The sequence below is a fragment of the Thiosulfatihalobacter marinus genome (genome assembly GCF_016019955.1).
In the GTDB taxonomy this organism is placed as follows: domain Bacteria; phylum Pseudomonadota; class Alphaproteobacteria; order Rhodobacterales; family Rhodobacteraceae; genus Shimia; species Shimia marinus_A.
The window spans coordinates 65,944-89,403 of the sequence record NZ_JAECRZ010000005.1; the positions used below are offsets into that span (position 1 = coordinate 65,944).

The 23,460-nt window shown below is 63.4% G+C and carries 22 protein-coding genes and 2 tRNA genes; 10 read left to right on the top strand and 14 right to left on the bottom strand.

The window, feature by feature from the left end:
• The first annotated feature begins 5 nt into the window (after positions 1-5).
• From I3253_RS09325 to I3253_RS09335, 3 genes are all read left to right on the top strand, one after another.
• The gene (locus I3253_RS09325; protein ID WP_197917388.1) at positions 6-1,367 is read left to right on the top strand and encodes a glutamine synthetase family protein; all 1,362 of its coding nucleotides are present in this window, start codon (positions 6-8) and stop codon (positions 1,365-1,367) included.
• Positions 1,368-1,457: 90 nt separating this feature from the next.
• On the top strand, positions 1,458-2,840 hold the full coding sequence (locus I3253_RS09330) for an aldehyde dehydrogenase family protein (protein WP_197917389.1): 1,383 nt from the start codon (positions 1,458-1,460) through the stop codon (positions 2,838-2,840).
• The gene (locus I3253_RS09335; RefSeq protein WP_197917390.1) at positions 2,837-3,982 is read left to right on the top strand and encodes an iron-containing alcohol dehydrogenase; all 1,146 of its coding nucleotides are present in this window, start codon (positions 2,837-2,839) and stop codon (positions 3,980-3,982) included. The genes I3253_RS09330 and I3253_RS09335 overlap by 4 nt, the downstream gene beginning before the upstream one ends.
• A 99-nt stretch (positions 3,983-4,081) precedes the next feature.
• On the opposite strand, the gene I3253_RS09340 is transcribed toward I3253_RS09335, so the two are convergent.
• The 3 genes from I3253_RS09340 to I3253_RS09345 all read right to left on the bottom strand — a co-directional run bounded on the left by I3253_RS09340 (position 4,082) and on the right by I3253_RS09345 (position 9,153).
• On the bottom strand, positions 4,082-5,587 hold the full coding sequence (locus I3253_RS09340; RefSeq protein WP_197917391.1) for an aldehyde dehydrogenase (NADP(+)): 1,506 nt from the start codon (positions 5,585-5,587) through the stop codon (positions 4,082-4,084).
• A 2,202-nt stretch (positions 5,588-7,789) separates the two neighbouring features.
• Positions 7,790-7,918 (bottom strand): hypothetical protein, encoded by a 129-nt coding sequence (locus tag I3253_RS20615; protein WP_269648498.1) that lies wholly within the window; start codon positions 7,916-7,918, stop codon positions 7,790-7,792.
• Positions 7,918-9,153, bottom strand: coding sequence for an AIPR family protein (locus I3253_RS09345; RefSeq protein ID WP_197917392.1), 1,236 nt, complete (start codon positions 9,151-9,153; stop codon positions 7,918-7,920). Before I3253_RS09345 ends, I3253_RS20615 begins: the two co-directional genes overlap by 1 nt.
• Before the next feature lie 220 nt (positions 9,154-9,373).
• On the opposite strand from I3253_RS09345, the gene I3253_RS09350 reads away from it, so the two are divergent.
• The 5 genes from I3253_RS09350 (at position 9,374) to I3253_RS09370 (ending at position 14,013) form a co-directional block, all read left to right on the top strand.
• Positions 9,374-10,312, top strand: coding sequence for a hypothetical protein (locus I3253_RS09350; protein ID WP_197917393.1), 939 nt, complete (start codon positions 9,374-9,376; stop codon positions 10,310-10,312).
• Positions 10,313-10,367: 55 nt separating this feature from the next.
• Positions 10,368-10,742: a hypothetical protein gene (locus I3253_RS09355; RefSeq protein WP_197917394.1), complete on the top strand. Its 375-nt coding sequence runs from the start codon at positions 10,368-10,370 to the stop codon at positions 10,740-10,742.
• A 2-nt stretch (positions 10,743-10,744) separates the two neighbouring features.
• Positions 10,745-12,313: a phage major capsid protein gene (locus I3253_RS09360; protein ID WP_197917395.1), complete on the top strand. Its 1,569-nt coding sequence runs from the start codon at positions 10,745-10,747 to the stop codon at positions 12,311-12,313.
• Entirely contained in the window at positions 12,310-12,612 is a 303-nt protein-coding gene (locus I3253_RS20620) for a phage major capsid family protein (protein ID WP_197917396.1), read from the top strand. The genes I3253_RS09360 and I3253_RS20620 overlap by 4 nt, the downstream gene beginning before the upstream one ends.
• Positions 12,613-12,948: 336 nt before the next feature.
• Positions 12,949-14,013 (top strand): tyrosine-type recombinase/integrase, encoded by a 1,065-nt coding sequence (locus tag I3253_RS09370; RefSeq protein WP_197917397.1) that lies wholly within the window; start codon positions 12,949-12,951, stop codon positions 14,011-14,013.
• A gap of 90 nt (positions 14,014-14,103) precedes the next feature.
• Here I3253_RS09370 and I3253_RS09375 read toward each other — a convergent pair.
• The 7 genes from I3253_RS09375 to I3253_RS09405 all read right to left on the bottom strand — a co-directional run bounded on the left by I3253_RS09375 (position 14,104) and on the right by I3253_RS09405 (position 19,449).
• A tRNA-Glu gene (locus I3253_RS09375) sits at positions 14,104-14,178 on the bottom strand.
• A gap of 50 nt (positions 14,179-14,228) precedes the next feature.
• A tRNA-Glu gene (locus I3253_RS09380) sits at positions 14,229-14,303 on the bottom strand.
• 151 nt (positions 14,304-14,454) lie between these two features.
• Positions 14,455-16,197, bottom strand: coding sequence for a single-stranded-DNA-specific exonuclease RecJ (gene recJ / locus I3253_RS09385; RefSeq protein ID WP_197917398.1), 1,743 nt, complete (start codon positions 16,195-16,197; stop codon positions 14,455-14,457).
• Positions 16,194-16,757 (bottom strand): cysteine hydrolase family protein, encoded by a 564-nt coding sequence (locus tag I3253_RS09390; RefSeq protein WP_197917399.1) that lies wholly within the window; start codon positions 16,755-16,757, stop codon positions 16,194-16,196. Before I3253_RS09390 ends, recJ begins: the two co-directional genes overlap by 4 nt.
• Positions 16,758-17,726 (bottom strand): class II fructose-bisphosphatase, encoded by a 969-nt coding sequence (gene glpX / locus I3253_RS09395; protein WP_197917400.1) that lies wholly within the window; start codon positions 17,724-17,726, stop codon positions 16,758-16,760.
• Between the two features lie 110 nt (positions 17,727-17,836).
• Positions 17,837-19,123, bottom strand: coding sequence for a homoserine dehydrogenase (locus tag I3253_RS09400; protein ID WP_197917401.1), 1,287 nt, complete (start codon positions 19,121-19,123; stop codon positions 17,837-17,839).
• An 86-nt stretch (positions 19,124-19,209) separates the two neighbouring features.
• Complete coding sequence (locus tag I3253_RS09405; protein WP_197917402.1) at positions 19,210-19,449, bottom strand: hypothetical protein; 240 nt, start codon at positions 19,447-19,449, stop codon at positions 19,210-19,212.
• Positions 19,450-19,547: 98 nt separating this feature from the next.
• Between I3253_RS09405 and I3253_RS09410 the strand changes: the two genes are divergently transcribed.
• Positions 19,548-20,135 carry a TetR/AcrR family transcriptional regulator gene (locus tag I3253_RS09410; protein ID WP_197917403.1) on the top strand — a complete coding sequence of 196 codons (588 nt, stop codon included), beginning with the start codon at positions 19,548-19,550 and terminating at the stop codon, positions 20,133-20,135.
• 17 nt (positions 20,136-20,152) lie between these two features.
• Here the strand turns inward: I3253_RS09410 and I3253_RS09415 are convergent, their stop codons facing one another.
• The 4 genes from I3253_RS09415 to I3253_RS09430 all read right to left on the bottom strand — a co-directional run bounded on the left by I3253_RS09415 (position 20,153) and on the right by I3253_RS09430 (position 22,845).
• Positions 20,153-21,229 carry a 5-(carboxyamino)imidazole ribonucleotide synthase gene (locus tag I3253_RS09415; RefSeq protein ID WP_197917404.1) on the bottom strand — a complete coding sequence of 359 codons (1,077 nt, stop codon included), beginning with the start codon at positions 21,227-21,229 and terminating at the stop codon, positions 20,153-20,155.
• Positions 21,226-21,981 carry an NAD(P)-binding domain-containing protein gene (locus tag I3253_RS09420; protein WP_197917405.1) on the bottom strand — a complete coding sequence of 252 codons (756 nt, stop codon included), beginning with the start codon at positions 21,979-21,981 and terminating at the stop codon, positions 21,226-21,228. Before I3253_RS09420 ends, I3253_RS09415 begins: the two co-directional genes overlap by 4 nt.
• A complete protein-coding gene (gene purE / locus I3253_RS09425; protein ID WP_197917406.1) occupies positions 21,978-22,466 on the bottom strand; it encodes a 5-(carboxyamino)imidazole ribonucleotide mutase in 489 nt (162 codons plus the stop codon). Before purE ends, I3253_RS09420 begins: the two co-directional genes overlap by 4 nt.
• 154 nt (positions 22,467-22,620) lie before the next feature.
• Entirely contained in the window at positions 22,621-22,845 is a 225-nt protein-coding gene (locus I3253_RS09430; RefSeq protein WP_197917407.1) for a YdcH family protein, read from the bottom strand.
• A gap of 201 nt (positions 22,846-23,046) precedes the next feature.
• Between I3253_RS09430 and I3253_RS09435 the strand changes: the two genes are divergently transcribed.
• On the top strand, positions 23,047-23,460 hold the full coding sequence (locus I3253_RS09435; RefSeq protein WP_197917408.1) for an Hsp20 family protein: 414 nt from the start codon (positions 23,047-23,049) through the stop codon (positions 23,458-23,460).

Sequence of the window (23,460 nt, forward strand, 5' to 3'; positions counted from 1 at the left end):
AGAAAATGGGCCAGGTTCTCGGCTTTGAGGCTTTGAAGCAGCAGGTGTCGGATGGCACGGTGGACACGGTGCTGGTTTGCGCCGTCGACATGCAGGGCCGGTTGATGGGCAAACGGTTTCATGCCGGGCATTTCATTGCCGGGGCATGGGAGGAAACCCATTGTTGCAATTACCTGTTTGCCACCGATCTGGAGATGGCGACGCCGGATGGCTATGCGTCGACAAGCTGGGAAAAGGGGTATGGCGATTATGTCATGAAGCCGGATCCGGACACGCTGCGTCCGGTGCCGTGGCTGGAGGGTACGGTGCTGGTGCTGTGTGACATCCTGGATCATCACACCCATGCCGAAATCCCCCATACGCCGCGCGCGATGCTGAAAAAGCAGGTCGGGCGGCTGGCGGCGCTGGGCTATGACGCGATGATGGCGACCGAGCTTGAGTTTTTCCTGTTCGCACGGAGCTTTGACGAGATCAGCGCCGGTGGGTTTCGCGACCTGACCCCGATTTCGGCCTATAACGAGGATTACCACATCTTCCAGACCACCAAGGAAGAACATGTGATGCGTCCGATCCGCAATCATTTGTGGAATGCCGGGATTCCGGTCGAGAACACCAAGGGCGAGGCCGAGGCCGGGCAGGAAGAGCTGAACATCAAATACGCGGCGGCGATGGATACCGCCGATTACCATTCGATCGCCAAACACGCGGTCAAGGAGATTGCGCATCAGCACGGCCATGCCGCCAGTTTCATGGCGAAGTGGAGCCATGAGCGGGTGGGTTCGTCCAGCCATGTGCACCAGTCGCTTTGGCAGGGCGGCAAACCCTCGTTTTACGATGCCGGGGACGATCTGGGCATGTCGGGGCTGATGAAATCCTATGTTGCCGGCCTGTTGAAATACGCCCCTGACTACACCTATTTCCTGGCGCCTTATATCAACAGCTACAAGCGGTTCATGAAGGGTACTTTTGCGCCCACGCGTACGGTTTGGTCCATCGACAACCGCACGGCCGCGTTCCGCCTGTGCGGCGACGGCACCAGGGCGGTGCGGATCGAATGCCGGATCGGCGGGTCGGATATTAATCCCTACCTTGCCATGGCTGCCATGCTGGCAGCCGGGATCGCCGGAATCGAGGAAGGGCTGGAGCTGGCGCCGCCGATGCGGGGCGATGCCTATGCCGGCGAGGGCGGATCAATTCCCGGCAGTCTGATCGCGGCGCGTGATGCTTTGAAGGGTTCGGACATGCTGCGTCAGGCGATGGGCGACGAGGTGATCGACCATTACGCGCGCGCGGCGGAAGTGGAGATCGAGGATTTCGAACGTGTCGTCACCGATTACGAGGTGGCGCGCAATTTCGAGAAGGCGTAAACGCCGCTGCGCGACGTGCCTGCGGCGCGAGTATTTTTGGCAAAATGAAGCTGGGATCGAATTGCCGACCGGCGCTGAACGAGGTGGATCATGGGGTCTTTGTTGAAATGTATCTCGCCGGTTGACGGGTCGGTTTATGCCGAGCGCCCGGTGTTGTCGCCCGACGCGGCGCGGCGGGTTGCGGCGCGCGCGCGTGCGGCGCAGGGCGACTGGGCGGCGCGGCCGCTGCGCGAGCGCATCGATCTGGTAATGGCGGGCGTGGCTGCCGTGGGCGCGATGAATGAGGCGATTGTTCCGGAGCTGGCCCATATGATGGGGCGGCCCGTGCGCTATGGCGGCGAGTTCGGCGGATTCAACGAGCGTGCCAGTCACATGGCGGCGATTGCCGAGGCGGCGCTGGCCGATATCAATGTGGGCGAGGACGCCACGTTCAGGCGGTATATCAGGCGCGTGCCCCATGGTGTGGTGTTTGTCGTGGCGCCTTGGAACTATCCCTATATGACGGCGATCAACACCGTGGCGCCGGCGCTGATTGCGGGCAACACGGTGGTTCTGAAACATGCCACGCAGACGCTTTTGGTGGGCGAGCGCATGGCGGCGGCGTTCCATTCGGCGGGGGTGCCGGAAGACGTGTTCCAGAACGTGTTTCTGGATCACGACACCACGAAGGCGCTGATTTCCGGGCGGGCGTTTGATTTCGTGAATTTCACCGGCTCGGTGGGCGGTGGCAGGGCGATGGAACGCGCGGCGGCGGGCACCTTTACCGGGCTGGGGCTGGAGCTGGGCGGCAAGGATCCGGGCTATGTCATGGAAGATGCCGATCTGGACGCGGCGGTGGATACGCTGATTGACGGTGCGATGTTCAATTCGGGCCAGTGTTGTTGCGGGATCGAGCGGATCTATGTGCATGAAAGCCTGTTTGATGCCTTTGTCGACAAGGCGGTGGGTATTGTGAAGGGCTACAAGCTGGGCAATCCGCTGGATGAGGCCACGACGCTTGGTCCGATGGCGCATCGCCGCTTTGCCGACGAGGTGCGCGCGCAGATTGACGAGGCGGTGGCGGCGGGGGCGGTGGCCCATATACCGACCATGCCAGAGGATGACGGCGGCGCCTATCTGAGCCCGCAGATCCTGACCGATGTCACCCACGAGATGCGGGTAATGCGCGACGAGAGCTTTGGCCCGGTGGTGGGCATCATGCCGGTCACGTCGGACGAAGAGGCGATCGCGCTGATGAATGACAGCCAGTTCGGGCTGACCGCGTCGCTGTGGACACAGGACGTGGCGCGTGCCGCGCGGATCGGCGATGCGCTGGAAACCGGCACCGTGTTCATGAACCGCGCCGATTACCTTGATCCGGGCCTGTGCTGGACCGGTTGCAAGGATACCGGCCGTGGCGGGGGCCTGTCCGTCATCGGCTATCACAACCTCACGCGACCCAAGTCGTTCCATCTGAAGAAAGTCACCAAATGAGCCTTGTTGGAAACTGGTCCTATCCGACCGCGATCAAATTCGGCGCGGGGCGGATTTCCGAACTGCCCGGCGCCTGTGCCGACGCCGGGATCACGCGGCCCCTGCTGGTTACGGACCGGGGGCTGGCCGATCTGCCGATCACCGCGTCGACGCTTGGCATCATGCGCGCTGCCGGGCTGGGGGCCGCGATCTTTGCCGATGTCGATCCGAACCCGAACGAGAAGAACCTTGCCGCCGGGGTGACGGCCTATAACGCGGGGGGCCATGACGGGGTGATCGCCTTTGGCGGCGGCTCGGGGCTGGACCTGGGCAAGATGGTGGCCTTCATGGCCGGGCAAACCCGACCTGTCTGGGATTTCGAGGATATCGGCGACTGGTGGACCCGCGCCGATGCCAATGCCATCGCGCCGATCATCGCGGTGCCGACCACCGCCGGGACCGGCTCGGAAGTGGGGCGCGCTAGCGTGATCACCAATTCCGAGACCCATGTGAAGAAGATCATCTTTCATCCCAAGGTCCTGCCCACCGCCGTGATCTGTGACCCGGAACTGACGGTCGGGATGCCGAAATTCATCACGGCGGGTACGGGGCTGGATGCCTTTGCCCATTGCGTCGAGGCGTTTTCCTCGCCCCATTATCATCCGATGTCCCAGGGTATCGCGCTGGAGGGGATGCGGCTTGTGAAAGAGTATCTGCCGCGCGCCTATGCCGACGGTACCGATATCGAAGCGCGCGCCAACATGATGAGCGCGGCTGCGATGGGGGCGACCGCGTTCCAGAAGGGGCTGGGGGCGATTCATGCGCTGAGCCACCCGGTTGGCGCGGTGTACAATACGCATCACGGCACCACCAATGCGGTGTGTATGCTGGCAGTTCTGGAGCTGAACGCGCCCGAGATCGCCGCGCGGTTCGACATGGCGGCGGCCTATCTGGGCATTGACGGCGGTTTTGACGGGTTTCGCGCCTTTGTGCAGGCGTTCAACGATTCGCTGGGCATTCCGCGCAAGCTGTCGGACATGGGCGTGGGTGCGGACCGGATCAGCGAATTGACGGCAATGGCGCTGGAGGATCCCAGCTGTGGCGGCAATCCGGTGACGTTGACGGCGGAAAATGTCTCGGCCCTGTTCCGCGCGGTGATCTGACTTCAATTCGCGACACGACCGTCAAACGAAAAAGAGCGCCCGGACCGGGCGCTCTTTGGTCTTTTTTGGGCGCGCGTCTGTCGCCGGTCACGTGGGGTGTCAGCCCAGATCGGCGGGCAGCAGGCTGACGGGCAGGTTCTGGTAGCAGACCGGGCGCAGCCAGCGGCGGATGGACAGCGTGCCCACAGATGTTGCGCCAAAATTGGTTGATGCCGGATAGGGGCCGCCATGCACCATGGTGTCACATACCTCGACCCCGGTCGGGAAGCCGTTGGCGAGAACCCGCCCCGCCATACGTTCGAGAATGGGCAGGAGGCGCTGGCCAAGGGCGGCATCGCCATCGTCCAGTTGCAGGGTCGCGGTAAGCTGCCCCTTAAAGCTTTGGGCGATGCTGACCATTTCATCCGCATCGCGCGCCACGATGATCAGGCCCAGCGGGCCAAAGACCTCTTCGGCCAGAGTTTCGTTGCCAAGCCAGTCTTCGGCCTTGACGCGGAACAGGAAGGGCCGGGCTTCGCGGGTGCCGCATTCTGAACGGATCAGCGTTTCGACACCGGGCTGGTCGGCCACGCTGGCTGCGCCGCCGGTATAGGCCTGGGCGATGCCATCGGTCAGCATGGCCTGTGCCGGAGCCTGGGCCAGCGCGTCGCGCGCGGCTTGGGCAAAGGCAAGGCTGTCGTCGCCCTCCAGCACCACTGCGATACCGGGGTTGGTGCAGAACTGGCCCGCGCCCATGGTCAGCGATCCGGCCCAGCCGGTGCCGATTTCGGCAGCGCGCGCGGTGGCTGCCCCGGGCAGCAGGAACATCGGGTTCACCGAGCCAAGTTCGCCAAAGAAGGGGATCGGTTCGGGACGGGCGGCGCACAGATCGAACAGGGCGCGGCCCCCGCCCAGAGAGCCGGTAAAACCGACGGCCCGGATCAGCGGATGCTGCACGACGGCCTGGCCGACATCGCGTTTGCCCCCCTGGATCAGCGAGAACACACCGGGGTGCAGATCACAGGCGATGCGGGCGGCGTCGATGGCCTGGGCGACAATTTCGCTGGTTCCGGGGTGGGCCGAGTGGCCCTTGACGACAACCGGGCAACCCGCGGCCAGCGCGCTGGCGGTATCTCCGCCCGCGACCGAAAATGCCAGCGGAAAGTTCGACGCGCCAAAGACCGCCACCGGGCCGATCGGGCGCTGCATCATGTACAGTTCCGGGCGCGGCAGGGGCTGACGGTCGGGCAGGGCCACGTCATGGCGGCGATCCAGGAAATCGCCAGCCTCGATATGGTCGGCGAAGAGGCGAAGCTGACCGGTGGTGCGGCCGCGTTCGCCTTCGAGCCGCGCCGTGGGCAGGCCGGATTCCCGGCTGCCAATATCGGTAATCGCATCGCCGCGCGCGTCGATTTCCTCGGCGATCCTGCGCAGGAACGCGGCACGATCCGCGCGGCTTGTGGCGCCGAAACTTGCAAAGGCGTCTTCGGCGGCTTCGCAGGCGGCGTTTACGTCCGACACACGCCCGACGGCAAAGCTGTTCACGGGTCCGCTGGTTGGGGTGTTCTCGAACGTCGCATCGCCTGCAATCCATTGGCCCGCGATAAGGTGGTTTCCAGTCAACAAGGTGTATTCTCCGATTATTTTGTCCCAGGTTATTTCAGGCGTGGATGCCACGAGCGATCCTGGGAAAATGGGTGGGGGGCAGCGCCAGGACGCCTGCCAGATGGTCGGCCTTCATCAAGATGCCTGACCGGTCAGTTGCAGGGGTTCGAGATGTGCTGCTGACAGGTGGATTCCCGCCGGTGAAGGGGGGCACCGGGCCCTTTCCCGGGAGCATGGCCATGGGGGCATCCGGCTGCGCATGGCCGAAGTCGAACATGTCGAGAACTGGGATGTGGTTTGGGATCATGATCACGATTTCGGATGTCATCCAGGCGAAAAGGGCGCGACACAGCAATAACAGGTTCGCGACAAGAAGAAAGGTGAACTTGGGGGCGAGGGCGCCAATCTGTCTGGGTGCCGAAAAAGCGGGCGATGGGAGGCTGGGCAAACCGGGATTGGCGCCCTGAAAGAACGAGATGAAGCCGGTTCTGGCACGCGGTGGCTAGGATGACAGGCGGCGCGGATCGTAAAGGGGAGCGAACCAATCCGCATTCCGTGCAGGCGTGGCAGCCCGTAGGGGGCTGCCGCTTCTGTTTGGAATCAGGCGGTTAGCGAAAAGTGGGACACTTAGTTTTCCCATATGAACACAAGGTTTTTCGGCTTTATTGTCCCACCAAACTGCCCCTTGCAGCACGGGGGACGGGTCACGTCAGACCAGCCTGAGGGGCGCGGGGGAACGGTTGTTCTTCATGTCCAGCAGGAGGCGGACGCCCTGGCGGATGGACCACGGCCGATAGCCCTGCACCTGGCGGACGTCGCGGCGGAGTTCGACATAGACGGTCCCGGCTGACACGCCGTCCCGCGCCAGGCGGATCGCGCGAGGCTGAGCGCCTAATCCGACAACAGGCGCTCTCGCTCCAAACATGCGTTATAAATACTAGTTACAAACTCCCCTGCGATGGTTGCTTCCCGCTCGCATTTTCCAGGGCTTCGATTTGACCCTGCCACCACACAAAACCCCAGAAGGAGAAGAAACCCAAATCCGACGAATAGCCCAATTTTGTTGGCCGCCTCTTCTTGCTGAATAGCTCGTTTTACAGCAACCGGTTTCATAGGCTCTCCGCACTTCGGGCAAGCGTTGGAATTGACTGATATCTTTTTTTTGCAAGCGGGACATGGGATAAGTTTGATCTTTGCCATCGGTGCCTAGTTTTTCGCCCAAGTCATTGGAAAATAGCTGGCAAAGCCAGCTTCAACTCTTTAAATCACAACTCGATCTGGCGCAAGATTTGCCTTTTTGCAAGGTCCCTAGACCGCCCTCACGCTGCTCCGTTCAGGCTTCCCCGCGCCCCCGCAAACTCTCCCTAGACCGGGGACCCTGGGGGGTGGAGGAAGGTTTACGCGGCCAGGCCGCAAGCGGCCTGACAGAGAATAGTGGGGAGGACGGGCCGGTTTTGGGGAGACTTGGGGAGGGTTTCGGGGAGACCTTGAGGCCCGTTTTCCGGTCTTGGGCGCGGGGAGTATATATAGAAAACAATATCTTATTTATCTATCAGGGAGTATAGGGAGGTTAGGGAGGGGCCTATAGGCTCCACGAGTCCGTGTGTCGTAAACGGCAATTCTCTAAATGGTAGCGGGCACGCCTCCCCGGTGTCCCTAACTCCCTGACGGCCGGGGAAGGATCGCCCGATCTGAAATCGCGGGTCCTTCCTGCGGTCCGCAACGTGGGTTCATTCGCGCCCCGTTACTTTGGCCAGTTTCGAGTTTCGGCAAGGTGGGTTTTTGGGTTGTGGTTGTTGTCGTCAAAACCCCTCCCCAAACTCCCTATCCTCCCCAGGTCCCAGAGGTTGCCCGGCGGGCCTTGCAGTTTCCGGCCTGGGGCTTCGATCCTGGCGTGCGCGGGTGGCGGGGAGGTTCGGCCTGGCACGATCCGGCGGGGTCCGGGGGATGGGGGGCCACCTGGCGCTTTGCATGGCCGCCTGGCCCCAGGAGAAGGATGCACCTCGAGCCGGGCACGGGAACCGTCGCCCAGGTCGCCAACGTCCTTCCCCGCCTCTATCCTGACGAGGCGCGCCAATGTAGCCCTTATGGCGAGGCGTGGTCCTGCGCGGGTCAGCCTGACGGGCGCGGGGAAACTGGCGCGCCGGTGAGGTCGGGGAGATTCTGCCTTGCCGATACCGGCGGGGTCCGGGGAGGCGTTGACCGCCTCCGCCGATTTCTTCGTTACAGAAACGCCGCGAAAGCCATAACGCAAAACACCGCGAAAACGATCACGATAGCAAGGCGACCAGTAGCGTTGGCCTCGAAACTTTCTCCGATACGGATGAGCAATTTTTCCTTGTCGTCCTGCATCATGCACCCCCTGCGGTCAGCCGCTCGATTTCAGACCGCAGGAAGTGGTTTTCGACGGTGCGATACAGGTTGGCCCAGTGATTGCGGTTCTTGCCCAGGACGTCCGGTGCGTTGCCGATGGACTTGACCGCCTCTCGCGTTTCGAGAACAAGGTCTTTTCCAATCTCACCCCACACCGCCTTCACGTTGTCGAACCCGCCAACCCATTCAGCCTGGCCGCTATCCTGGTTGATCCGAACGTAGTTTCGGAACGATCCCAGAATGGGGTATGCAGCGCCCTTGGTCAGTCGCCTTTCGTGCGGTTCCAGCCCGGCAAACCGGAATTGGAAAACACCAGACTTCTTAGGCGCATCCTCCACAATCTTTAGCTTAGCAGCCTGATTGCTGACCTCCTTCGTGTAGATGCGCAGGAAGTCACGGCGGATAATGTCGTAGAGTTCCAGGACCTGCGGCAGCAAGGGTTCGAGTTTCGCGTATTTCCGGCCGCCGGGTTCATCGCGGTTCTCCTTGAAATCGTCACCATACTTTTTCAGCGGGGTTGACCACTTTTCATAGGCCGCGATGGGATGCTTCCCGCTCCGGTTCGGGAAATCAATTACGTTGATGATCTCGAGCGCCGAAATCAGTTCACGAATGTCGATTTCGTTGCTGTCGCTTTCCTTGTAGGCGATATCGTCCGACCACTCGAACGGGGCGACCACGTCTTTGATACCTTGGAACGCTCCGTCCAGTTCAAAGATGGACTGCGGCTTTACGGCGATGCCAGTGTTCTGCCCGCGCGCGATATCCACCCGCATGGTATGTTCGTTCGGACCTTCAACGCCGGTGATGATCTTCACCTCTACGTGTTGACCCTCAGCGATGGTGTCGTCGTCCTGGCATTCCCAAATCAGGTTTGCCGTATGGCCCCCGTTAGCGATCCCATAGTCGTCGTCTATCAGGACCTCAAACACGCGCTTGTCGAGGGCTTTGACGTCCTCTCCAATGATCGTGATCCCGAGATTGAGCAAGTCGAAAGAACCAGGCAAAGCCTCGTTGCCGCGCAGGCTTTCCCGAACGTCTTTATAGACGTTGCGATTCATACCGGTTGCCTCGCGCAGATTCGCTTTCTGCGGGATGGATTTAGGCAATCTCGCGGCGGGAACTAGGAAGATGTGTTTTTGAATGTTGGGGAAGTGAGGGTGCTTGAAGCTGCGCGCTTCCGCGACCTCGAACCGAAACGGTCGAATAGCCATTGAATGGCTCCTTTTTACAGTGCCGACGATGCGGCCTATGTCCTGCGGGCGCGATGGCCCTTCACAGGGGACACGATGGTCCAATTCCGAAAATAGCATAGGTCGATGGTTGGCACAACATCTTGTGCATACGGCGGGCGCACCCCCCATTTAGACCTCGTTAACTACCCCTACGTCCGTTGGTTCCTAATTCGCAGCGCCAAAGAAATGGAAACCCAGCATGGACACCCCCACCACCCGAACGATGTATCCCCTTTCCGCCGCGCTGGACGTCGCGGGCGTGAAGCCCGGCAAGTTCCACCGCCACTTCTACGGCGGTGTCTTGGGCAAGGCCCTGGAACGCGATGGGGAGTTTGCGGCCCAGATATCGGACCCCATGCGGGGCGCGGGGGTTGGGCGCGGTGGCGGCCGGTTCATCACCCTGGACGGCGCGATCTGCCTGGCGGTATTCTTCCGCCTCCTGTCCGGCGGGGTCCCTTCCGCGCGCGCCTTGCAGATGGCGCGGACGTTCGTGTTCCTGGGCGAAACCGGCAGCGTCCTTCGCGCCTTCACCGCCGACACGCCGCGTCCGGCCGGTGGGGTGTTCCCTGGATCGCAAGACACCTTCCTGGCGGCAATCGCGGGCGAACCTGGCACGGATCGCGGGGACACCGATGGTTTCGCCTTCGTGCCTGGTCAGGACCTGACCGCGCCCCGGATCATGGAATGGCTGGACCTGCAAAGCGAGGACAGCGCCCCGGTTTGCCTGGTCAACCTGTCCGAGGTGGTCCGGGAAATGCGCGACGGCCTCAAGCGCAACCCAGGCTCCACGATCCAATGCCCGGCCCAGGTGGGTTTCCAGGGCGGCGCGGAGTCGGACGCGGCCTGCAATCCCGTTGCGGCCTTCCTGGCGGAATTCACGGTCCGCGATCCGGCCGCCCGCACCTCCACGCGGGAATTCTCTCGCGCGTTCGGGGCCTGGTTCTCTGACTGGCGCGAAGGTGCGCGCCCGCACGGCCTGGGCGACGATGAAAGCGCGGGCCAGGCCCTTGTCGATGCTCTCGCGGCGCTTGGCGTCCGCAAGGTGAAATCCAACGGCATCATGATGTTCGCCGGGGTCCGGTGGCGTGAAACTCCGGCCGCGCTTGCCTTCCTGGCGGGCGCGCTGGCCCTCCAGTGATCCGCCGCCGTTCCCCTTTCCCGCCCATGCCCAGACCCGAAAGGACACCGGCCCCATGACAACCGAAACGAAATCCGCCGCCGATCCCGCCCAGCTTGGCCGGGCGCATGTGGTGGCCGCCTGCCTGGCGATCCTGACCCGCGAATTCCATAGCGCGGGCCTGGACACCCAGGACGCGCTGGACCTTCTGCGGGACGCTCCCGACAAGATTGACGCCGCGTTGACGCGCGGCCCCCGCGCTCTGGTGGTCTATCGCCTGGACCGCGCGGGCGCGCGCGGCCTGGTCAGCGAAAGCGACTCGCGCCTGTCCCATTTCACGGCGGTTGCCGAGCAAGACGGCGCGCCGCTTTTCGGCTTCTGCCCGGCCGCGATAGCCGACCTGGCCGCCCATATCGACGCGGGATGCGCGTCCCTGAGAAAGGACGCCTGACCATGCGACGCGAACGATTTTCCGAAATGGACAAACCGGGTTTCGGCCCCAAGGTGGCGGCCGAGGCCAAGATGGAGGACGGGGACCGTCTGGTCCGCCTGTCCTTCTCGAGTGAGCTTCCGGTTCTGCGCGACTATTCGACAGGACCGGCCTTTGAGGTCCTGGGACACGATCCGGGCGAGGTTGACCTGTCACGGCTCAACAGCGGATCGGCCCCTGTCCTCAAAGATCACCGGCGCGACGTGGACTCGATGGTTGGGACGGTGGTTTCCGCCCAGATCGAGGGACGCCGGGGCCGCGCGATTGTGCGGCTGGCAGACACGGCAGAAGGCAGATCAATGCTTGCCCGCATCGAGGCGGGGGAAGTGCAATCGGTATCGGTGGGTTACGCCGTCCATGATCTGAATCCGGCGGGGGAACGGGACGGATATCCCGTGTTCCGCGCCACGAAATGGGAAGCGGTTGAAATCTCCCTGGTCGCGGTTCCGGCAGACCCCACGGTGGGCGTGGGCCGGTCCCTAGCAGGCGGTTCCGCTGCATCCCTTCCCCTCAATTCGAAAGGTTCGAAAATGACGACTCCCACCACGGCTGAAAATCAGCCGACCCCGGCCACCGGCTCCGTGAACGCCGAGCGCAAGCGCGCGGCCGATATCACCACCCTGGGCCGCCAGTTCAACATGCCCGCCGAGGACGTGGCCGCCGCGATTGCGGACGGGACGTCCGTGGACACGTTCCAGCGGTCGATCCTGGACAGCATGGGCGGCGGCGCGCAACAGCCCGCAACCCGTAGCCGTATGGGCGCGCCCGCAATCGCGGCCGCCGAGCGGTCCTATTCGCTGACCCGCGTTGCCCAGGCCGCCGTCACCTCTGACTGGTCCCAGGCGGGTTTCGAGCGCGAAGTGTCCCAGGAATTGCAACGCCAGATCGGCCGTAGCGCCTCCGGCACCTACGTTCCCACCGCCGCCCTGGCGGGCCGCGCCCTGGTCACGACCGGGACCGCGCCGTCCCTGATCGGCACCCAGCAGATGCACGACGCCTTTATCGAGGTCCTGAAACCCCAGGTGCGCGTGATGGAGTTGGGCGCGACGGTCCTTCCCGGCCTGGTCGAAAACGTGTCCATTCCGCGCCAGACGGCCGGGTGTTCGGCCGAGTGGATCGCGGAAGATGGCGAAGCGACCGAGTCGACGCCGGGTTTCGACGCGGTGACTCTGACCATGCACCAGCTTTCGGCAAACACGCGGATTTCCCGTCGCCAACTGAAACAGAGCCTCCCGGCTGTGGACCAGATTCTCACCAATGATCTGCGCGCCCAGATCGCGGTGGCCCTGGACAAGGCCGCGATTGCCGGGACCGGGGTTTCGCCCCAGCCCACCGGTATCTTGAACGTCGCCGGTATCGGGGACGTGGAGATGGGGACCAATGGCGATTACGTCACCTGGGCCGCGCTCATGGACCTTGTGAGCGCCGTGGAGGCGGCCAATGTCGATCCCGCGTCCCTGGGCTTCCTGTCCAATCTCAAGGTAAAGGGGCATTTCATGTCCACTCCGCGGTGGGCGGGACCGATACCATGATGCTGGACCCGGACGCGGCCGCCACGGCCGACGATCTGCGCCTGGCCGGTTACAAGGCCCGGTTCTCCGGCAACGTGCCGTCCAACCTGACCAAGGGGACAGGGACCGACCTTTCGGCTGTGATCTTCGGGGCCTGGGCTGATCTTCTGATCGGCCAGTGGGGCGGAATCGACCTGATCGTGGACGATGTGACGGAAGCCGCAAAGGGCAACGTCCGCCTGGTGGCTCATTCCGAATGGGACATTGCGGTCCGCCACGCGGAGTCTTTCGCCGCGATCCAGGATGCGCGGACGGAGTAAGTCCGCGTCCAGAACCTCACGCCCGCCCCTTCAACGCCTTGCCGGGGGCGGGCATCCCCACCCGCCAGAATCGCCTGAGGTCCCATGCTGCAAGCCTCTTCAAAATCAGCGACCTATGCGCTTCCCCTGCCGACTCGGCGGGGCCTCTCGAGGGTGGAGGCGGCGGAATACATCGGGGTTGGGGCGTCCAAGTTCGACGCGATGGTGTCGGACGGGCGAATGCCAAAGCCCAAAAAGATTGACGGACGGCGCGTCTGGGACGTTCGGTCCCTGGACCGTTCATTTGATGCTTTACCAGGTGGTGACGACTCGGACTACAATCCTTGGGATGAGTAGATGAACGAGGAGTCCATGAAATTCAGATTGAAATATGTGGTGGAGGACACCGACAGGCACGGCAATGTCCGCCTGTATTACCGGCGACACGGCCGGAAGGTCAGGCTACGCGGCCCGGCCGGATCGCCCGAGTTCCTGGCGGACTACAAGAAAGCCGCCGCCGCGCCGTCAGACGCCCAGCCTAGGAAGGAGCGGGCCGGGCGCGTTTCGAAAGACTCGTTCGCGTGGCTTTGCGCGCAGTATTACAAGTCCGCGATGTGGGCTTCGCTTGATCCCAAGACCCAAAAGACCAGGCGCGCAATTCTCGAGCGTTTTGCGCTGCACAAGGGCAATGGTGAAAAGCCTTATCGGATGATGCTGGCGAGGCATATTCGAAAGCGGCGGGACGAAATGATCGCCACCCCAGAAGCGGCCAACAGCATGGTCAAGGTGCTGCGCCAACTCTTTCGCTTCGCCGTCACCTATGACCTGGCGGACACAAACCCGGCGAAGGACGTGGAGCTTCTGAAATCGAACCCAGAGGGCTACCATTCATGGACCTTGGCTGAGATTGAGCAATTCGAACGAACGCATCCGGTGGGCAGCACGGCGCGCCTGGCGCTGGCCTTGGCGCTTTACACTGGTCAGCGCCGTTCGGACCTGGTGTTGTTCGGTCGGCAGCATGTTCAAGACGGCTGGCTGGTGTTCACGCAACAGAAGGGGAAGGGTCGCAATCCGGTCCGCCTCGAGATTCCGCTTGTGCCAGAGTTGCAGCGGATCATTGAGGCAAGCGAGACCGGGGACCTGACGTTCCTGGTCAATGCCTACGGACGGCCGTTCACCAATGCAGGTTTCGGCAATCGTTTCCGCAAGTGGTGCGATGAGGCGGGGCTAGGGAATTGCTCCGTCCACGGGCTACGCAAGGCCGCCGCTGCGCGCCCGGCAGAGCTTGGATGCACGGAGTTCGAAATCATGGCGATCACCGGGCATCAGACGTCCAAAGAGGTCACGCGATACACGAAAGCGGCCAGCCAAAAGGTGCGCGCCCAGGCCGCTTCGCAGAAGATGCGCGCGGCACAGAGCTAGAACAAAAGTGTCCCACTTTTGACCCCCGTTGCAGACGGTGGGACAAAACAGGGTCCTAACGCTCTGATTTTCCAAGAAGAAAATTTGAAGTGGCAGCCCGTAGGGGAATCGAACCCCTCTTTCCAGGTTGAAAACCTGGCGTCCTAACCGATAGACGAACGGGCCACTGGAACAATGGTCAGGAACGTGATCCATGTTCGGAAGGGCACTTCGACTGGCAGCCCGTAGGGGAATCGAACCCCTCTTTCCAGGTTGAAAACCTGGCGTCCTAACCGATAGACGAACGGGCCGTGCCGAAGCGTGAGGGGTAATTAGTCAAAGCCCGCCAGCGGCGCAAGCAGAAATGTGGGCGCATCCGGTATTTTTTGGCAGCAGGGGCGCTGCCCCTCTTGGCCGCAAAGCGGCCAATTCACCCTGGAGTATTTCCAGCAAAATGAAGACTTATGCAGGGGCGGCATCTTCGAGGCGGAGCTGGACCGTCTGGCGCCCACCCCAGTGGTTGATATCAAGCCGTCCGGCCAGGTGGAAGCGGGCGCCGCCGTGAGATTGCAGTGCCGGGCCGAGGGGCGTGTCGAAGGCGCCGAAGGCAATGGCATCGAGCCGTGCGCCGAGCCCATCGCCGAAGGTGATTTTCAGGTGGCTGTCGCCCACCTGTTTCGCAAAGCGGATTTCACATTCCGGGAAGGCAAAACGTGGGCCCGGTGCGCCGGCGCCGTAGGGGCCTGCCTTGTCGATGTCCTGCACCAGTTCCACGGTGGCCGCGCCGGGCATCAACAAGGCATCCAGGCGCAGGTCGGCGGGGCCGCCCATGCCCGAGCCCTGTTTGCCGAGCAGCTCGGAGAGGCGTTCCATGGCGGCTTCGAGCTGGTCGCGGGCGACTGTCAGGCCCGCGGCCATCCTGTGCCCGCCGCCTTTGATCAGCAGCCCCTCGGCGGCGAGTTTCTGGATCGAGGCGCCCAGATCGACGCCGGAGATGGAGCGGCCCGAGCCTTTGCCCTCGTCCCCATCGAGTCCGATCACGATGGCCGGGCGGTTGGTGGCCTCTTTCAGGCGGCTGGCGACGATGCCGACCACACCGGGGTGCCAGCCTTCGCCTGCGGCCCAGACAAGCGGCGCGTCCAGCCCGCGGTCCTCGGCCTGTGCCATTGCGGCCGCACGCACCGCCGATTCGATGTCGCGGCGTTCGGTATTGAGCTGGTCGAGCCGGTTGGCCAGGGCGCTGGCCTCGGCCGGATCGGCGGTGGCAAGCAGGCGCGCGCCCAGGTCGGCCTGGCCGATCCGTCCGCCGGCGTTGACGCGCGGCCCGAGCAGGAAGCCGAGGTGGTAGGGCGAGGGCGCGGTGTCCATGCGGGACACGTCAGACAGGGCCACGAGGCCGGCCCGTTCGCGCCGGGCCATGACCTTGAGCCCCTGGCGGACCAATGCGCGGTTGACGCCAATCAGCGGGGCGACATCGGCCACGGTGGCCAGGGCGACAAGATCGAGCAGGGCCATGAGATCGGGGCCGGTGGCACCGTCGGCGCGCATCTGGCGGTTGGTCTCGACCAGCATCAGGAACACCACGGCAGCGGCGCAAAGATGGGCCAGTTCGCCGGATTCGTCCTGGCGGTTGGGATTTACCACGGCGAGGCAGTCTGGCAGGGTCTCGCCGCCCAGGTGGTGATCCAGCACGATCACGTCGGCGCCTTTTGCGGCGGCGATCGGGCCGTGGCTGAGCGTGCCGCAGTCGACGCAGATGATCAGATCATGCGCGGTGGCAAGTGTGGCCATGGCCGCGTCGTTGGGGCCGTAGCCTTCGTCGATACGGTCGGGCACATAGAGTGTTGGGCTCAGCCCCATGTCGCGCAGCCAGGAGATCAGCAGCGCGGCGGAACTGCCGCCATCGACATCGTAATCGGCGAAGATCGCGATCCGCTGGCGTGCCCGGGCTGCGGCAAGTAAACGCGCGGCGGCGGTTTCCATGTCGCGGAGTGTGCGGGGATCGGGGAGCAGATCGGCCAGTTTCGGGTCGAGAAAACCGGGCACCTGGGGTGTTGTCACGCCACGCCGAGCCAGAACGGCGCAAAGTGCCGGGGGCAGGGCTGTGTCCTGGGCCAGTTGTTCGGCGGCGCGGGTGATCTCGACTGAGGGACCCAGCCAGCGGCGCCCGGTCAGGGAGTGCGATACGCCGAGGAAATCGCTCATACCATGTCCCTGAGGATGTCATCGGTGGCGCGGGCCGCGCCGAATTCGCCGTGCAGCATGGAAATTTCCGCGTTGTGGATCTGTTCCGCGCTGAGGTCAGGAAGACCGGCGCGCCAATCGCTGCGGGCATGGGATTGGAAGGCGGCGCAGGCATCATGGGCAAGCCAGACATCAAAGCCGAGATTGGCGGCCATACGCATGGAGGTTGAGATACATTGCGGTGTGGACAGCCCGGCAATGACGAGGCCTGTTGCGCCCAGCCTGCGTAGGCGGGTTTCCAGATCCGTGCCGATGAAGGCGGAATTGGTGGATTTCTCGAGCACGGGTTCATCGCCGCGCGGCGCCACAATCGGTTTCATCGCGGTGCCGCCCTGTGTCGGGTGCAGTGGGCTGTCGGGACGGGTGGACATGTGGCGCACATGGATGACCGGGTGCCCACAGCCGCGAAAGCCCGCCAGAAGGCGGGCCGCGTTGGTTTCGGCTTCGGGGTTGTTGCGCGCGCCCCAAAGCGGGCTGTCCATGCCCGTCTGGATGTCGATCAGGAGCAGTGCCCGGATCATTCAGCCCTCGACCGGGGCGCGGTAGGTCATGCGCCGTACCGAGCCGGATTTCGAGCGCATCAGCAGGGTCGTTGTTTCAACCCAGCCGGGGCTGCGTTTGATGCGGGGAAGGAGCGAGCCGCCGGTGACACCTGTGGCGGCAAAGATCACATCTCTGGTGACCATTTCATCGCGCGCGTAGATGCGATCGAGATCGGTGATCCCGGCCTTGGCCGCGCGACCGCGCTCTTCGTCGTTACGGAACAGAAGGCGGCCCCACATCTGGCCACCCATGCATTTCAGCGCGGCGGCGGCGAGAACGCCTTCGGGGGCGCCGCCCTGACCCATATACATGTCGATCCCGGTTTCCGCGGCTTCGGCGCAGTGCATGACACCGGCAACATCGCCATCGGTGATCAGGCGGATTGACGCACCGGTGGCGCGAACTTCGGCGATCATGTCCTCGTGGCGGGGGCGTTCCAGGATGCAGACGGTAATGTCGGAGGTGTGGCAGCCCTTGGCGCTGGCCAATGCCTCGACCCGTTCACGCGGCGACATCTCGAGCGAAACAACATCCTTGGCGTAGCCCGGCCCGATCGCCAGCTTGTCCATGTAGGTGTCGGGGGCGTGCAGCATCGAGCCGCGCGGCCCCATGGCGATCACGGTCAGCGCGTTGGGCATGTCCTTGGCGGTGAGGGTGGTGCCTTCGAGCGGGTCCAGCGCGATATCCACGCCGGGGCCGTTGCCGGTGCCGACCTCTTCGCCGATATAAAGCATCGGCGCCTCGTCGCGTTCGCCTTCGCCGATCACCACCACGCCGGCAATGTCCAGAAGGTTGAGTTGTTCGCGCATGGCGTTCACCGCGGCCTGGTCGGCGGCTTTCTCGTCGCCATTGCCGATCAGCGCAGCAGATGCGATGGCGGCCTGCTCGGCTACGCGGGCCAGGCCAAGAGACAGCATACGGTCGTGAAATTCCGGCTTGTGGGTCATGGAAATATCCTTGTGACGAGAGTTGTGTTCGCAATAACGCAGGGGCGGCGCTGCTACAAGGGCGTCAAGGGAACGCGGCGGTGGGCTGTCCCAGGCAATCGGAGCGACGATCAGACCATTTCGATGCGCAATGCGACCGGATCGGCGGCCATGACACCCGAGGCCCGCATAGCCTGGATCGCGGCGTCCAGATCGGCGCGCTGGGTTTTGTGGGTGACGATCAGCACCGGCGCGTCGGTGGTGTCATGCTTTGTCTGGCGCATCCGGTCTATGCTGATGCCGTGTTCGCCAAGCGCGGTGGCGATCTTGGCCAGAGCGCCGGGGCGGTCCTGAAGCGTGAGGTGCAGGTAATAGGGGGCCGGTGAATTGGATTGTGCGGTTCTGGCCGTTGTCAGCGACTTGGCCGGAATGCCAAAAGTGGACAGGCGGATGCCGCGCGCAATGTCGCAAATATCGCCCATCACTGCGCTGGCGGTCGGGCCTTCGCCTGCACCGGGTCCGCGCAGCACGATCTGTTCGACGGCATCGCCCTCGATCACAACCATGTTGGTGCCGCCCTTTAGTTGACCCAGCGGGCTGTTCTTGGGGACAAGGCAGGGCGACATGCGCTGTTCCAGCCCGCGCCCTGTCATCTGGGCGACGCCCAGCAGCTTGATGCGATAGCCCAGATCATTGGCCTGGCGGATATCCTCGATCGAAATGCGCTGAATGCCCTCCAGTTCCACGGCGTCGAAATCGACCCGCGTGCCAAAGGCGATGGACGCCAGCAGAGCCAACTTGTGCCCGGCGTCGATGCCGCCAACATCAAGATTTGGATCGGCTTCGAGATAGCCCAGATCGGCGGCCTCGGCAAAAACTTCGTCATAGCTGAGCCGGGCGTCCAGCATCCGGGTCAGGATATAGTTGCAGGTGCCGTTCATCACGCCCATGACGCGGGTGATGTCATTGCCCGCCAGCCCCTCGGTCAGAGCCTTGATGACGGGGATGCCACCGGCCACGGCGGCCTCGAAACGGATCACGCGACCGGCGGATTCGGCCTGTTCGGCCAGGGTCTGGCCGTGATGGGCCAGAAGCGCCTTGTTGGCTGTCACCACGTCTTTGCCGGCTGCGATGGCAGCCTCGATCGACGCCTTGGCGGGGCCGTTTTCGCCGCCCATCAGTTCGACGAAGACGTCCACGTCATCCCGCGTGGCCAGCGCCACCGGGTCGTCTTCCCAGGCATAGCCGGACAGGGTGACGCCGCGATCCTTGTCGCGCGACCGGGCGCTGACGGCGGTGATGACCACGGGGCGTCCGGTACGGGCGGCCAGAAGATTGGCCTTCTGGCGAACGATCTTGACGACGCCGACACCGACGGTGCCAAGCCCGGCGATCCCAAGACGCAGGGGGGTGGTCATCTGGCGGTCTCCTTGCTGAGGAAAATGTGGTTGGAAAACCCTGTAAACCGTTCCGGGGACCTGTGCAACGCCGCGGGCGGGCGGTGCTATTCCGCTGGTTTGGACGATAGGGCCTGTGCCCGATTCCTGAGCCGCCGAGCACGCGCGGCAAGCTCGTCCTCGCTGTTTTCGGACAGGCGGGGCGTGTCGAGCACCAATGTGTCACGGACCGGCAGCAGCTTTGGATAGGGCGCTTGCGCGGCCGCCGCGTCGTCAAGATCCGCGTCATAGACTTCGCGGCTACAGGCGGCAGCAATGAGGAGAGCAAGAAAGGCGAGCTTGTGCATGGGTCCGGGCCTTGGAGCGGTTGGTTCTTTGTGCCGCAGCCCGGGCGGCAGGGCAAGCGGGGCTTTTAAAAGAACAAACGTTCAGATAATCTGCCTGCATGGCAAGAACCGCAGGATCCCATTCCGACATCACCGGACCGCGCGTGCGCGCGGCGGCGTTGCAGCTTTTTGCGCGGCATGGCTATGCCGCCGTGTCGATGCGCCAGATCGCGCGCGAGGTCGGGGTGCAGGCCGGGGCGTTGTATAATTATACACCGGACAAGCAATCGCTGCTGTTCGATCTGATGCGCACGCATCTGGAGGAACTGCTGGCCGAGCACGCCGCGATGCCCGGCGCGCCAGATCCGGTGGCCGCGCTGGAACGGTTCACGCGGTTTCACATCCGGTTTCACGCCCGGCGGCCGGACGAGGTGTTCATCGCCTATATGGAGTTGCGCAACCTGAGCCCGGAGAATTTCGCCGAGATCGAGTTGTTGCGCCGTCGCTACGAGGACGAGCTGGAAAACATCCTGCGCGCGGGACTTGCGGCGGGGGTGTTCGCGGTGGCCGATACCAAGGTGGCTACCATGGCGGTGATTGCCATGCTGACAGGAGTCAACACCTGGTTCCGCGAGGGCGGGCGGCTGTCGCTGAACGAGGTCGAGCGCATCTATTGGGACATGGTGCGCAAGGCGGTCGGGCTGTAGCGCCGATCGTTGACCGATCAGCTGCTTATCGGGCGAATGCGGTTGACGTGGCCCATCTTGCGCCCCGGCTTGGTTTCCGCCTTGCCGTAAAGATGCAATGCGGTATCGGGTTGGCGCATCAGGGCGGGCACCTTGTCCATATCATTGCCGATCAGGTTTTGCATGACGACATCGGCATGGCGCCGACCGTCACCCAGCGGGTGGCCGGTGATGGCGCGGATATGCTGTTCGAACTGGTCCACGGCACAGCCGTTCTGAGTCCAGTGGCCGGAATTATGCACGCGTGGGGCGATTTCATTCACGATCAACCCGCTGTCGGTCACGAACAGTTCCACGCCCATGACGCCGACGTAATCCAGCGCATTCAGGATTTGCGAGGCCAGCAAAACAGCGCCGATGCGTTGCGAGGCGGTCAGGGTGGCGGGCACCGTGGTGGTGCGCAGGATACCTTCGTGATGTTCGTTTTCGCCGGGATCGAAGCAGGCCACGTCACCTTGCAGACCGCGCGCGGCGATCACCGAAACTTCGCGGCTGAAATCGACAAACCCTTCGAGGATCGCGGGCGCGTCGGCCATGTCCCGGTATGCGGCGTCTGCGGATTGGGGCGAATCGATCCGGGCCTGCCCCTTGCCGTCATAGCCAAAGCGGCGGGTTTTCAGGATTGCGGGCGTGCCGGTGGATTGCAACGCGGCGGAGAGTTCGTCCCGGGACGCGACCGGGGCGAACGGGGCCGTGGCCAGGCCAAGATCGCGCAGGAAAGTTTTTTCCACGAGCCGGTCCTGGCTGACCCGGAGCGCCTCGCGGCCCGGGCGGATGGGGCAGTGGGTTTCGAGCAGGTCGAGAGCCGCTGTGGGGATGTTTTCGAATTCGTAGGTGATGATATCGACCTGATCGGCAAAGGCGGTCAGCGCGGCGGTGTCATCATAGGCGGCGGTGGTGACACGATCAGCCACGTGCGCGGCGGGCGGGTTGGCGCCGGGTTCGAAGATGTGGGTGCGATAGCCCAGGCGGGACGCGGCCACAGAAAGCATCCGACCAAGCTGACCGCCACCGAGAATGCCGATAGTGCTGTCGAGGGGAAGGGGATCCGTCATGATTTTTCCAACCGTTTGCCGATGGCATCGAGCGCGCTGCGCAATGCGCTGTGTGCCCCATGCGTTTCAAGGGTTTGCGTCATTTGCCGGCTGAGTGAGCCTTCGACCGCCAGCGCATCACGTTCCCGCGTCAGCGCGCCGGGGTCCTTGCGCATGGCGGCCAGAAAACCGGAAACAAGCTGGGCGGTGAAAAATTCGGCGCCGGTTACGTCGTTGGTTTTCTGGCCGAGCCAGCCGGCGCCCGTGGCCATGATGTCGAGCAGGCCGGGCACCATGGCGCAAAGCGCAAAATGTGCGTTCAGCGCGGCCTCTGAGGCAACAGGCACCACGGGGTTCTCCGGTTCGAACAGCGCCGCCAGCATGTCGGTGTCGCCATAGGCGGCGAGCGGGCAGCCGCCGGTTTCAAGAAAGCCCATCGGGATGGTGCGCACGTAAGACCGGGCGGGGGCGCAGAGCGCGGCCAGGTCATGCGCCGAGACACCGGCCATGACCGACACGATCTGGTGGTGGGATTGAAATTCCAGCGGTTCAAGGACGTCGTGGGCCTTCTGCGGCCTTAGGCAGAGAATGATAATGTCGCTGTTGTCGAGCACGTCCCGGGGCGCGCCGACGCGTGCACCGTGGTTGGCGGCAAGCGCGGCGGAGACCGCTTCGGAACGGCGGGTGACGCAAATGTCGTGTCCCCTGACCGCCAGAAAGCGGACCATGGGCGCGGCGATGTGGCCGGTGCCGATAAAGCCGATCCGGCTCATCCTTCCGGCGCGTCGGGAATAGAGGCAGACAACGCATCGCGCCAGACATCGAGGCGGGTTGCGAGCGCGGGGTCTTGCAGGGCGAGGATCCCGGCCGCCATCAGCCCGGCATTGGCGGCGCCGGCGGCACCGATGGCCATGGTGCCAACGGGAAAGCCCTTGGGCATTTGCACGATGGAATAGAGGCTGTCGACACCCGACAGGGCGCGGGTCTGCACCGGGACACCGATCACTGGAATGCGGGTTTTCGAGGCCATCATCCCAGGCAGGTGGGCGGCGCCTCCAGCCCCGGCGATGATCACCTGAAGCCCCCGGCCCGCCGCCTCTTTTCCATAGGACCAGAGCCTGTCGGGGGTGCGGTGCGCCGATACGATCCGGGCCTCGTAAGAAATATCGAGTTCGTCGAGAATTTCGGCCGCGAGTTTCATCGTGGGCCAGTCTGACTGGCTGCCCATGATGATGCCAACCTGTGGAGTATCCGTCATTTTTGCCTCTGTCAGATCGTGAAGCCCGGTTTATAGAGGTTTTGGCGGTTTGCGCAATGCGGCGCCGTGGTGCGCGCGGCGCGTGACGGGGGTGTTTTCCTGCAAGGAAAACAGGGCGGAATTTTTGGAAAAATTCCGGGCGCGCGGTGGCTGGTCAGGCGATGATATCGGGGGTCAGGCGGTCTTCGATCAGGGCGATCATGTCCTTGAGGCGCAGTTTCTGCTTTTTCAGCCGCTGGATGGTGAGCTGATCGCCGGTTCCGCGTTCGACAAGCGCGTGAATCGCCTCGTCCAGATCGCGATGTTCCTGACGAAACACTTCCAATTCGACCATGAGAACGTCGTCGGTTTTCATCGCCAGGTCGCTGGGGGCGTTCATGCGTGGAATTTCCCATGTGTTTGCAGAGCAATAGAATAGCGATTCGGCTCGCGGGTGCAAAGGTTTTGGCGGCCAGTACGGTGGTTTTTGATGCCAACTGCGCCTCTTGCCATTGCCGCCTTGCCTGCCCATATTTGTCGGGACCGGGCTGCCGAAACGGGGCCCGGACGTGGACTGTCGCTTGAGATTAAGGACGTGTCGATGACAAAACTTACACTGGGGTCATATCCCCACATGCTGGGCTTTGAACAGCTGGAGCGCCTTCTGGAACGCACCGCCAAGACGGGCAACGAAGGTTATCCCCCTTTCAACATAGAACAGACTTCGGATTATTCCTACCGCATCACACTTGCTGTGGCCGGGTTTCGCGAAGAGGATCTGAGCATCACGGTAGAGGATCGCCAGCTGGTGATCCGGGGCCGCCAGCGTGACGATTCCGAGGATCGGGTGTTTTTGCATCGCGGCATTGCGGCGCGCCAGTTCCAGCGGTCATTCGTGCTGGCCGATGGCGTGGATGTGGGTGATGCGGCCATGGAAAACGGGTTGCTGCATGTCGACTTGAGCCGCGCCAAGCCGGAAAGCGTGGTGCAAACCATTCAGATCAGGAAGGGGTGA